The sequence below is a fragment of the Bacillus aerius genome (assembly GCF_029894105.1).
Classification (GTDB): Bacteria; Bacillota; Bacilli; order Bacillales; family Bacillaceae; genus Bacillus; species Bacillus altitudinis.
The window spans coordinates 3,711,567-3,724,141 of record NZ_JARYHO010000001.1 but is presented as its reverse complement, the minus strand read 5'-3'; the positions used below and the strand labels follow the sequence as shown (position 1 = coordinate 3,724,141).

Sequence of the window (12,575 nt, the reverse complement as noted above, 5' to 3'; positions counted from 1 at the left end):
CGGCAGCTGAAAAGAAGCAAAAATAATGATTCGAAAAATGGTCTCTGAGCCTCGTGCTGAACATATCCATGATATTAGTAGGTGACGACGAGAGTTGGTACTCGTTATCAAAACCACAGTATATGAGCCAAATTGGAGCTTTGTACTTGTAGAGGCTGTTTAGCGCGAGCAAACAGTAAATAAAGGTGGTACCACGAGACAAATACCTCGTCCTTATGATTCATAGATAAGGATGGGGTATTTTTTATTGTCCACTTTTTTTCATACAAATGTTCAAATGTTCCACGTGAAACACCACAACCATTTTTTCAAATGAAAGGGAGATTAACATGAGTGAACATGCATTGGTTTTACAATCAGATTTCGGTATTGATGATGGAGCGGTCAGCGCAATGTACGGCGTAGCCAATACAGTGAGCAGCGGCATCCGCATTTTTGATTTAACTCACAACATTCCCCAATACGACATTTGGGAAGCGTCTTATCGCTTGCTTCAGACGGTCACATATTGGCCGGAAGAAACGGTATTTGTCTCCGTTGTTGATCCAGGCGTTGGATCAGAGCGAAAGAGCCTTGTCGTCAAAACAACAAGCTCACACTACATCATCACACCTGATAATGGGACACTTACGCATGTCGCACAGGATATTGGCATCGTGGAGGCTCGGTATTTAGATGAAACCATCAATCGTCTGCCGAAGTCAGGAAAATCACATACATTCCATGGTAGAGACATTTACGCCTATACAGGCGCGAGAATTGCTTCAGGTGTGATTTCTTTTGAAGAGGTCGGGCCAAAGGCGAATATAGAGGACATTATTCACCTTCCAGTCGTACAAGCTTATGCGGAAGAAGAAGTGATCACAGGGACGATTGATATTTTAGATGTGCGGTTCGGAAACCTATGGACAAACATTCATCATACGTTATTTGAACAGCTTTCAATCAATTATGGGGATGCAATAGAAGTTACCATTGCCAACGGGCCAAAAAATGTGTATAAAAATATCATGACCTATGGACGATCTTTTGCCGATTTAAAGGTAGGCGAACCACTCGTATATGTCAATTCACTCGATCATTTAGGCGTGGCGATCAATCAAGGGTCATTTGCAAAGGCTTATAACATCGGTACAGGCACAGGCTGGCGCCTTTCGATTCGCAAAGCTCCGCGCATTATATATGAATAAGAGGAGGAAACATCATGGCAGGTAAACAACTTTCAACGAAAACTGTCGTTGCCATCGGAATTGGCGCAGCCGTCTTTGTCATTTTAGGACGCTTCGTCTCCATTCCAACTGGGATTCCGAATACACAAATTGAAACATCGTACGCGTTCCTTGCGTTAATGGCCGTGCTATTTGGTCCTGTTGCAGGCGCATTGATTGGATTTATTGGTCATCTCATTAAAGATGCCACCACATTTGGACCTTGGTGGAGCTGGATTATCGTTTCGGGTGTTGTTGGTTTATTGATCGGCCTCATTTCGAACCGTTTAAAAGTAGAAGAGGGCGACTTTGGCTGGAAAAAAATCACGCTCTTCAACGCCGTCCAAGCCGGCGCACAAGCATTAGGCTGGTTTGTCATTGCGCCGGTACTCGACATTGTGATCTATGCAGAACCTGCAAATAAAGTGTTTGTTCAAGGAATCGTAGCAGGAATCTCAAACATCATCACAGTCGGTGTACTAGGCACCATCATCATTGCGGCTTATGCGAAAACAAGAAGCAAAAGCGGCAGTCTATCGAAAGAAAGATCATGAAGCAAGGTGGAACACATAAATGAAGAAACCGATGATTCAATTCGAACATTTCGGATTCAAGTATCGCAGTCAGGCAGAACCAACATTGAAAGATATCAACCTGACCATCTATGAAGGAGAAAAAGTCCTCATCGCAGGCCCGTCTGGATCGGGAAAAAGCACACTAGCCCATTGTATCAATGGGCTAGTTCCTGCGTCTTATAAAGGTTCTATGGAAGGAAGTCTTCACATCGGCGGGAAAAATGCAGAGAAAGAGAACATTTTCTCTCTTTCACAGCTCGTCGGAACGGTACTGCAAGATCCTGATGGACAATTTATCGGGCTGACCGTTGGAGAAGATATCGCGTTCACACTAGAAAATGATCAAGTCACACGCGAAGAAATGAAAACACGTGTCGAGAAAGCGGCAAAATTAACAGAGGTAGACGGCAAACTGGCATCATCCGTGCATGAGCTGTCAGGCGGTCAAAAACAACGTGTCGCCATCGCAGGTGTACTTGTCAACGATGTCGACATTTTGCTGTTTGATGAACCACTGGCAAGCCTTGATCCCGCAACAGGTAAAGAAGTGATCGATCTCATTGACCGTCTGCAAAAAGAAACGAAAAAAACGGTCGTGATGGTGGAACATCGATTGGAAGACGTCCTCTTCCGCCATGTCGACCGCATCATCGTTGTCAATGACGGCACGATTGCAGCGGATATGACACCAGATGAATTGCTCGCCTCAAATGTATTAGAAGCGGCGTATTTACGTGAGCCTTTATATGTGAGAGCGATGAAATATGCAGACATTCCGATTGAAGCAGGAGATAAAATCGCTGATTTACAGCATCTCACCTTAAATGACGAGGCAAAAGAGAAAATCGAGCAATGGATGGAAGCATCTGAGCCATCAGTCGAGCAGAATGAAGCGCCGGATTTACTAGAAGTGCGTGAGCTGAGCTTTGATTATCCGACAAGACCAAACACGCTGAGCAACATCTCTTTTACCGTCAAAAAAGGAGAAATGATCAGCATCGCCGGTGCCAATGGCTCAGGCAAGACGACACTATCCAAGGTGCTCTGCGCATTTGAAAAGCCAACAAAAGGGACAATCATTTTAAATGGCGATGACATCACAGGAGACACCATCAAACAGCGCTCCGAACGAATCGGTGTCGTCATGCAAAACCCAAATCAAATGATTTCGAAACAAATGATTTTTGATGAAGTCGCACTCGGTCTCGTTTTAAGAGGTGTGAAGGAAGACGACATCAAGGAACGAGTGGAGCGAGTCTTAAAAGTATGCGGGCTGTATCCATTTCGAAATTGGCCGATCTCAGCACTTAGTTTTGGACAGAAAAAACGCGTCACCATTGCATCCATTCTTGTGTTAGAGCCAGAAATCATCATTTTAGATGAGCCAACGGCCGGTCAAGATTTTAGACATTACACAGAGATGATGACGTTTTTAGAGCAATTAAATCAGCAGGGCGTCACGATTTTGATGATCACCCATGATATGCATTTGATGCTCGAATACACAACAAGAACCATCGTCATTTCAGATGGAGAAAAAATCGCAGATGATACACCAGCCAAAGTGCTGACAGATCAGCTGCTAGTCCAAAAGGCGAGCTTAAAAGAAACGTCGCTCTATGAACTGGCGCTAAAAGCAGACTGGCCAAATCCAAATGAACTCGTGGATCGCTTCATTGAGGTTGACAGAAAGGAACGAATGACATGGCTGTAGACATGCTGTCCTATATCGATCGCCCGTCGCCAATTCACCGGCTGACAGGGGCAACCAAACTCATTTGCTTTATCCTCTGGTCATCCGCAGCGATGCTCACATATGATACAGGCGTATTAGTGTTTATGCTAGTTGCCAGTATCGTGTTCTTTCAGCTATCAAACGTACGATTTCGTGATATCTCTTTCGTAGTGATTGTCTTGGCGATTTTTCTTGTCATCAATAACATCGCCATTTACGTCTTTGCGCCTCAGCAAGGTGTCGCCATCTATGGAGCGAAGCACGAGCTGTTTCATATTGCAGGCTGGTATAATGTCACACTTGAACAGCTTTTCTATCAATTGAACATTACACTGAAATACGTGACCGTCATGCCAGCAGCGCTTTTATTTATCGTGACAACAAATCCAAGTGAATTCGCCTCATCGCTCAGCCGAATCGGGGTCAGCTACCGGATTTCTTATGCGGTAGCGATTGCTCTGCGCTATATTCCAGATATTCAGCGTGATTTTCGAACGATTGCGATTTCTCAGCAAGCAAGAGGTATTGATTTATCGAAGAATGAAAAACTGGGAAAACGGATTAAAAATGCGCTGTCGATTGTGATGCCGCTGATTTTCTCCAGCCTAGAGCGGATTGAAACGATCAGCAATGCGATGGAACTGCGCGGGTTTGGAAAGCATAAAAAGCGCACATGGTTTACGGCGAAAGACTTTCAAAAAGCAGATTATGCGGCGTTAATCTTTGTTGGAGCGGTACTGATTGTGTCGCTAGTGATTACATTTGTTAGAGGAACGAGATTTTATAATCCATTTTTATAGGAAGGAGCCTTCACAGGAGTGGAGGCTTTTTTATTTGGTTTGTGGATAAAAGGTGTGGAAAATGGTAAAAGACTATTAACATGTGAATAAATCGGTTATATTGAACAATGAGCGAAACACATGTGAATAACCAAACAACATATTGGAGGAATTAGAAACTTATGAACAAATCACTTTATGCTTGTGCAGAACATATAGAAACCGTACTAGACATGTACATAGATGATCACGAAACACCGCCAGAATTCAGAAAAATCGAACATACACACAGCTTATCCACAACCTGTGAATTGTGCGATGAACCTGCAATATATATAGTGGGGAACGAATGATCGGACACAAAATACACAAATTTTATCCACAATTGTTGATAACTTATATGAATAACTTGTTCTTAAGGTGGGGATGACCTGTGAATATATCAATTATCACAGTAGGAAAACTAAAAGAGAAATATTTAAAGCAAGGCATAGCCGAATACACAAAACGATTACAGGCATACGCAAAAATCGAGATCATTGAGCTCGTAGACGAAAAAGCACCCGAGAATCTCAGCGAGCAAGACATGAAAATCATCAAAGACAAAGAAGGCGAACGCATCCTAAGCAAAATCAACCCAGACGCCCACGTCATCGCCCTCGCCATCGAAGGAAAAATGAAAAGTTCCGAAGAATTAGCCGATACAATAGATAAGCTGGCAACATACGGAAAAAGTAAGGTGTGTTTTGTCATAGGCGGATCCCTTGGGCTAAGCGATGCTGTGATGCAGCGGGCGAATGAGAAACTGTCGTTTTCGAGGATGACGTTCCCGCATCAGTTGATGAGGTTGGTGTTGGTGGAGCAGATTTATCGGGCGTTTCGGATTGTGCGGGGGGAGCCTTATCATAAGTAGATGGGGCTTTTAATTTTCAAAGTAAATAGTTTGACTAATCCTTAGTCGGGCTATTTTTTTTATAATAGATATATTAGTATATTGGAGGTCTTCGGTAGTGAAAGAAGTTTTTGTGAATAATGTTTCTAATTACATAGAAGAAATAAAAAATATATCCTCTAGAGGCTTTTCATTTTTCAGAGGACAAGGTTCAAATAAACATCAATTGCTTCCTTCTCTTTTAAGGAAGAATAATAGTTTAGTTGATGTGTATGGAACAAATTGTGACAAAAATTTTCAAACAAAATTTAAATCAAAAGCGATTCCCTTTTTAAATAATGTTCCTACTGACGACTTTGAATGGTTATTTATAGCCCAACATTACGGACTACCTACTAGGCTATTAGACTGGACATCCAATCCGTTAGTTTCTTTATATTTCGCAGTTGAAAAATCACTAGACGAATATACAGTTGAGAACTATCCAGTTGTGTGGTCTTTAAATCCTATTGATTTAAATAGTAAAGTTGGTTATTTAGGGAATAGAGTTGATGTACCAAATCTTATGGAAAACGATTCAACTCTGAATAATTGTTTAAATACTAATTATAGAGTTGGAATAAGGCTTGATGAGGCAATTTATCCTTTGGCTATCAGTGGACCAGTAAACAATTCACGTATTGAGGCACAAAAAGGCATTTTCACTTTATTTCCATCGAATGCATTACCGTTAGAGGATTATGATGGCGCTAGTGAATTTCTTTACAAAATTAATATTCATTATGATTATATACACGAGATTAAGAAAGAATTGTTTAGTTTAGGAATTAGTAAGTCAAGTATTTACCCAGAATTGTCAAGTATTGCAGATGATATTGTTTTTGAATATAAACAATAGGAGGATAATATGGAAAGTAAATGGAAGGTTGATTCCACTCCAAGTACCAAAACAATTTATGATGTCATTAATGAAATAAATAAAGGAATAGATGGAACTGGAGGAATAAAGTTAGACCCCGAGTATCAGAGGGAATATAAATTCACCGTTTCAGATGAAAGTCTCTTAATTGAGTCATTATTGTTAGGAATTCCTATACCTATAATATATTTATCTTCAGATACAACTAAAATCCCTTATATATCTAATGTTATAGATGGTCAACATAGATTAAGAGCTATTTATAGATTTGTTAATAATGAATTTGCTTTAAAAGATTTAGAAAAATTAAGTGAATTGAATTTCAAGAAATTTGTAGATTTACCTACTGATATTAGAGCTTCAATTTTACATCAATGTAGTTTATCATTTGAAAATATTCATGTGCAGAACAATCCAGAATTAGAAATGGAAATTTTCAAAAGATATAATACCGGTTCACATCCTTTAAGTAGACAAGAAATACGACATGCAGTTTATAGAAGTGCAGTGAATGATTGGTTAAATCAACAGATAGAAACCTATTATAATTCAGTTTCAACATATAAATATATATATAATATGACTAAGAAAAGGTTTTCGGATAAAACCGCACACGAAAATATTCAAACTATGCTTTACATATTAGAAATTGGACTAGAAAGTAAATATGAAACGTCTCCAGAGTATGCAGAAGAGTTTATGAAAAAAAACACCATAACAATAAATCAAGAAAGCCGAATTGAGAAACTATCAATTTTATTAGATAAAGTAAATAATTTCTATGAAAAAATATATTGGGAGTACGGTATTAAATACCCTTTTTCAAAAGAAATTTATGGAGTTGAAAGTAGAAATTACAAAGTGCAAATACCTATTCTAATGATTATTGCAGATTTCTTGCGGAAATTAATTGAACGGGATGTAGATTTGACTAAAACAGTGAACACTGGAGTTATTCTCAAAGTAATATCAGATGTTATGAAAGATTCTTACTTAGAGAATAATTTTAAAGGTTCAAGTACAAGACCAGAATTATTAATAGAAACATCAAATAAATTGTTTGAAAAATTAGCTAAGGGTGATCTCGTTTAGATACATCACGGAGAGCCTTATCATAAGTAGCTTCAAAAGAATTGAAAGAACGAGCCTCAACTTCTAATGTAATATTGTTAATGTGTTGTTCGGATATTCTCCATCTGCTTTTCGAAAGTACTCAACAGAGTTTGAATGTTTATGGTTTCGATCTAATAAATTTCGGATAAATAAGGATATTTTTTAAAAAATAAACATTATAAAGTGAAAGTGACCCATAATATACGAGTTCTACAAGAGATAGATAAATTAAATTTGGTGAAATTTGATACAATAAGACTATAGTTTATATGAAACGGAGTGATGAGTATGATTAATAATTGGCAAGTACCTCGAAATAAACGAAGACTTTATCCTGTTGTAGATATATTATCATTATTCACATTACAAAATTTAGGTGAGAATTGGAGAGGAAGTTTATCACGTCAATTAGATTTTGAAACGGAATTAGAAAGATATGGATTGAAAAGAGTGGGACAACGTAGGGATAGGAGAGCTGGTGGGGCGAGAACATACGAATCATGGTTATACAATTTAGGTCTTGTCTATCTAGAAACAGAGACGAACATCACTCGTACTACATTAGCAGGAGATGCATTGCTTTCTGGTCAGCCACCAGTTCCTATTGTCACAAATCAATTAATGAAGTTGCAGTATCCTTCTCCTTACTCTTTAAGAAGAAGAGTAAATATCAATAAGCGCTTTCAAATTCGACCATTTCGCTTTCTATTAAAACTCCTATTAGATAATCGTGTACATACTTTGTCTAAAGAAGAGATTGGGAGATTTGTAATTACAGAAGGAGAAAACGAATCACAAGGGTGCTTTGAAAACGTGGTACAACGTATTTTAGATTACAGGTTACTGGGGGATGCTGTTTTACCCGAGAACTTTGAGGAGCTATATCCAAGTAGTACCACTGGTGTTAGAAGTCGAGAGAAGACTATCAGTGGATTAGAGGATATTGCTAATACCCTAATCAATTACTTGGAATATACTCAGTTCATAAGCAGGAATGATAATGGAAGTATATTTATTTTGCCTGAGAGAATTGTAGATGTGCAATCGATTATGACTGACGGGACCACATTGAGAAGGTTAGACGCTAATCATCAATTTGGCATAGAAAACTTTCAAAGAAACTTTGGATTAGCTCCAGGTCAAAATCGTGATAATCGTAATTTTGGTGGGCAAAACATTACAGATAATATATACAGAGAGAGGCGAATTCGGAGTGAACTTCTGCACATAGCGGGTACGACTCCAATATCCACCATAACCGATGACATATTAAACAGGATTTCGTCTGCGACCGGTTATACGACAAATGAGGTAGCAAGAGCTCTAGATGGATTTCGACCGGATACTTTTTCGCTGTTTGAAGCTACCTATATGAACATGGCTGTCAGCGGAAGAGAACTTGCTACCGAGTTTGAGTTGGCTACCCAAAATGTTTTTGAAGAGTTAGGGTTTAATGCCCAGCATGTGGGGGCTAAACCACTACATCCTGATATCTATGTAGAATCACCGTTGAACTATTCGGGAATCATTGATACTAAGGCTTACAGAAGGTACTCGATTACAAATGACCATAGAAATCGAATGGTCAGGAACTACATACCAACCTATAGAGATGATGACTTCACATTCTTTATGTACGTAGCAGATGGATTTGGTTCTAATATTTCTTCACAGATACAAAGTATTGCTGAAGAAACAAATATCAATGGAACGGTGATTACTGCATCTAATATAATGAGGCTTCTACAAAGGAATCAAGTCGCTACAATTGATCACACTTCTCTTAGAAACTTGTTCACAAGCAACGAGGTAGTCTCGATTTCTGATATTAATTCATTGTAATAGAGAGTGTTCGTAATACAATTATTTTCAACCGTTTAACTATGGTGTATAATAAATAAAAGCGAACAAAAGTACGAACACTTGGAGTTGTGAAGTAATGATATTTAAAAAAGGCGAGCTCTTTTGTGGGCCAGGAGGATTGACGCTTGGGGCAAGAGAAGCTCAGATTGAAAAAAATGGTGAAGTATTCAAAGTAGAGCACCAATGGGCTAATGATTACGATGAAGCGACATGTAATACGTTTAGACATAACATATGTCCAGGAAATCCTGAATCAGTTATTTGGGAAGATGTTAGACAGTTAGATGTCACAAAGTTACCAGCAATAGATTGCTTTGCATTTGGCTTCCCTTGTAATGACTACAGCATAGTAGGCGAATCAAAGGGCTTGGAAGGTGAATACGGTCCTTTATACACTTATGGTATAAAGGTATTAAAGCATCATAAACCCAAATGGTTTATAGCAGAGAATGTAGGTGGGTTGGAAAGCTCCAATGAAGGAAAAGCATTTATAAAAATAATGCAGGAAATGGAAGAGTCAGGGTACAACATTACTCCTCATTTATACAAGTTTCAAGAGTATGGCGTACCGCAAGCTCGACATAGAATTATAATAGTCGGAATTAGGAAAGATTTTGGTTGGAAGTTTAAAGTGCCTAAAGCTCCTTTTAAGAGTCCTACACAGTGGAAAACAACAAGAGAAGCACTGGAAAATCCACCTATACCAGCAGATGCTTTTAACCATGAGTATACAAAACATAAAGGCAAGGTAATAGAGATGTTAGAGTCAATACCACCTGGTGAAAATGCATGGTTTGAAGGTATTCCAGAGCATTTGCGATTAAATGTAAAAGGTGCAAGATTATCTAACATCTATAAAAGGCTTAATCCTGATACCCCTGCTTATACGGTCACTGGTTCAGGTGGGGGTGGTACTCACATGTACCATTACGATGAGCCAAGAGCTTTGACTAATAGAGAGCGAGCGAGATTGCAAACTTTTCCAGATGACTTTGAGTTTTTGGGTGGGAAAGAAAGCGTCAGAAAGCAAATAGGCATGGCAGTTCCTCCAGACGGAGCAAAAGTTATAGTTGAAGCAATACTCAAATCTTTTGCAGGTATTGAATACGAATACGAAACTTCAAAATGGGAATATGAACTAAGTGAGATGTTACTTACTGGTCAAACTAAAAAGAGCAGAAAAAAGTCAAAATCCATTGAAGAAAAAGTATTAGAAGATGTAGTGCAAACAAAATTGTTTAAGTAATCTCATTAAAAAGTATCGTTTGAGGTAGTGTCCTTAGACGATACTTTTTTAAATTTCGGTAATTGAAGAAATTATAAAAAACATAGCATTCATACTTAGTTAAAGGAATATTTTATCTAGAGATAATATTATTTCTTTAAGAGCCCATATCAGTGATCATAAAGTAGATGTCTTTACTATTGGTCCTGATTTCAAGTTTTCCCACTTTATATTCTATAATTTGAAATGAGTAAAGGTTTTTTAAGTAGTTTGGTAAATCACCTAGTAAAGTGAAGTGGTAATTGGTATGGTTAGTGTCTGCCAAATTTTTATAGTAAAGTATATATTGGAAGATAAGAAGAATTATTTATTGTTTAAAAGAATCTCTTATAACGGAGATTAAGGGAGATCAATAGAATTAAAGGAGACTTCCATGAGTTTTAAAGAAAACTTTAAACGTGAAATACGTAACATAATAAAAGATGTAGAAAAAGAAATAAATAAAACATGGAAAATTGAATATAAAGGGCATTCTATAGAAATTACAAACCAAATAAAAGAAGAGCAACTAATCATTGATGGTGTGACAGTTGATAAAAAACAACGAAAAAGTTTATTGACTCATATGGTCCCTTATTCAAAATTGTCAGGGATATTGGAGCTTCAAGATGGTACAAAACACAAAGTGTCCGTTAAACTTGGTGGGTATGTACGATTTCGTTGTATGGTGAAGGTAGATCATGAAACGGTTTTAGATGAATCAATGAAGATAGACTTTCTCCCATGGGATCATAAAGAGAAAATCGTTCCCTTTATTCAACAACAAATTCAATCACATCATAAAATAGTAGACGACCGTTTACCCGATGAAGATTATTTATTTGACGAAAATGAACCACGATTGGCTCCCGGTTTATCTGATTATTATGTAGATGAACGACCTGCCCCTTTTTATGTGAAGAAGCTATTGAAGCTTTTTGAAAAACAACTAAATCATCCTGCAAATGAAATAAGAAAGAAAACATATGAAAAAATCATTTCTAACAATATGGCGAGCCGCAGCAGTGAGTTAATTGAACGATTTCAGCAAACGCAATGGGATGAGTCTCTTGTACAGCAAGAAGCGTTATGGCTTCTTGAACATGCAGCGCATCGGGAGGTCGTCAAATTTGCAGTCATGATACTGGGATGTACGAACTGCGAAAAATACAAAGAGCTCTTATTCACAATAGGTATGCACGAAGAATTTACTTCTTATGTCGTGTTTGCATTGAAGAATGGCACAATTAAAGGAAACGAACATGTTTGGCATCTTGCAAAGTCCGTCGATGGATGGGGAAAAATTTCGGCTGTTGAGCAATTGGAAGCATCGACGCCAGAAATAAAACGATGGCTACTAACAAAGGGCTGCGAAAATACAATCATGAATGAATACTTAGCTTATACTTGTGCTCTTAATGGTGATCTGGAAACAGCTTTATCAGAAGATGAAATTTCCAAAGAATTATACGATGGAGCGAGTCTCATCATTCAAGCATTATTAGAAGATGAGGTTTCTATCTACGGAATCGATGAGTATTCAAATGCAAGCTCAGTTCTCTGCCGATTTATTCACCATGCTCATAAGCACTGCCAAACAATTGAGGACTTTTATCCAATATTGAAAATAAATGAGTTTTTAAATGATGAACAAGAGATTTGGGAAGACCGATTGAATGCTTCATGGAAACAGGACGATTATAAGGCTATCCAGGAAGCTGTTCAACCGTTTATCAATGACAGTAGATGGCCAAAGCTTGCAACCGATTCGTTACACCAGGTTTTTAGCTCCCAAGCACTTGAAATCGCTCTCTTTTATCGTTTAGATGTGATTGAGCATCTATTTGCTTTGCTTGAGAAAGATCCGACAAATAGTGAAATATACTTTGCTGTGATGGACACAAATCATCACCAGCATATTAGAGAGCTTTGTACATTTGCAGAAACACATTTATCGTTATCAAACCTCTCAGATGATGAAGTGGCCTGTCTACAATATATTGTGCAAGATTTATATGAACACGACGGTGTAGGATTACCATTGATTCAAGCTGCACTTAGATCAAATGATGGAAATTTACAGTATCATGCTTTAAGTGTATTAAAGGAATGGCCTCCTTCGTATGCGCAGAAAGCGGCCACAAGGGAATTGATTGAACATATATCCATTAAGACTGATGATAAAGAAGATCGAAAGTTAGCCAAACATTTGTTAAAGAAATAATAT

General features: G+C 38.1%; 11 protein-coding genes and 1 other annotated feature (1 of these 12 only partly in view). All 11 genes read left to right on the top strand.

What is annotated here, in order from left to right:
• Positions 1-218 (top strand) — a binding site (T-box leader) (it extends 53 nt beyond the left edge of the window).
• A gap of 111 nt (positions 219-329) precedes the next feature.
• The 11 genes from M2353_RS19270 (at position 330) to M2353_RS19220 (ending at position 12,572) form a co-directional block, all read left to right on the top strand.
• On the top strand, positions 330-1,190 hold the full coding sequence (locus M2353_RS19270; protein ID WP_007497378.1) for an SAM hydrolase/SAM-dependent halogenase family protein: 861 nt from the start codon (positions 330-332) through the stop codon (positions 1,188-1,190).
• 14 nt (positions 1,191-1,204) lie between these two features.
• Positions 1,205-1,762, top strand: coding sequence for an ECF-type riboflavin transporter substrate-binding protein (locus M2353_RS19265; RefSeq protein ID WP_284725937.1), 558 nt, complete (start codon positions 1,205-1,207; stop codon positions 1,760-1,762).
• A 19-nt stretch (positions 1,763-1,781) separates the two neighbouring features.
• Positions 1,782-3,497: an ABC transporter ATP-binding protein gene (locus M2353_RS19260; RefSeq protein ID WP_284725936.1), complete on the top strand. Its 1,716-nt coding sequence runs from the start codon at positions 1,782-1,784 to the stop codon at positions 3,495-3,497.
• Positions 3,488-4,318, top strand: a complete 831-nt coding sequence (locus M2353_RS19255) for an energy-coupling factor transporter transmembrane component T family protein (RefSeq protein WP_058336411.1) — start codon at positions 3,488-3,490, stop codon at positions 4,316-4,318. Before M2353_RS19260 ends, M2353_RS19255 begins: the two co-directional genes overlap by 10 nt.
• 161 nt (positions 4,319-4,479) lie before the next feature.
• Entirely contained in the window at positions 4,480-4,650 is a 171-nt protein-coding gene (locus M2353_RS19250) for a CxxH/CxxC protein (protein ID WP_008360116.1), read from the top strand.
• Positions 4,651-4,730: 80 nt separating this feature from the next.
• The gene (gene rlmH, locus M2353_RS19245) at positions 4,731-5,210 is read left to right on the top strand and encodes a 23S rRNA (pseudouridine(1915)-N(3))-methyltransferase RlmH (protein ID WP_284725935.1); all 480 of its coding nucleotides are present in this window, start codon (positions 4,731-4,733) and stop codon (positions 5,208-5,210) included.
• A 97-nt stretch (positions 5,211-5,307) separates the two neighbouring features.
• Complete coding sequence (locus M2353_RS19240) at positions 5,308-6,087, top strand: FRG domain-containing protein (RefSeq protein WP_284725934.1); 780 nt, start codon at positions 5,308-5,310, stop codon at positions 6,085-6,087.
• A 9-nt stretch (positions 6,088-6,096) separates the two neighbouring features.
• Positions 6,097-7,200, top strand: coding sequence for a DUF262 domain-containing protein (locus M2353_RS19235; protein WP_284725933.1), 1,104 nt, complete (start codon positions 6,097-6,099; stop codon positions 7,198-7,200).
• 309 nt (positions 7,201-7,509) lie between these two features.
• A complete protein-coding gene (locus M2353_RS19230) occupies positions 7,510-9,063 on the top strand; it encodes a restriction endonuclease FokI C-terminal domain-containing protein (RefSeq protein WP_284725932.1) in 1,554 nt (517 codons plus the stop codon).
• Positions 9,064-9,160: 97 nt separating this feature from the next.
• The gene (locus tag M2353_RS19225; protein WP_041508066.1) at positions 9,161-10,330 is read left to right on the top strand and encodes a DNA cytosine methyltransferase; all 1,170 of its coding nucleotides are present in this window, start codon (positions 9,161-9,163) and stop codon (positions 10,328-10,330) included.
• A 412-nt stretch (positions 10,331-10,742) separates the two neighbouring features.
• A complete protein-coding gene (locus M2353_RS19220) occupies positions 10,743-12,572 on the top strand; it encodes a hypothetical protein (RefSeq protein WP_284725931.1) in 1,830 nt (609 codons plus the stop codon).
• The last annotated feature ends 3 nt before the right edge of the window (positions 12,573-12,575 follow it).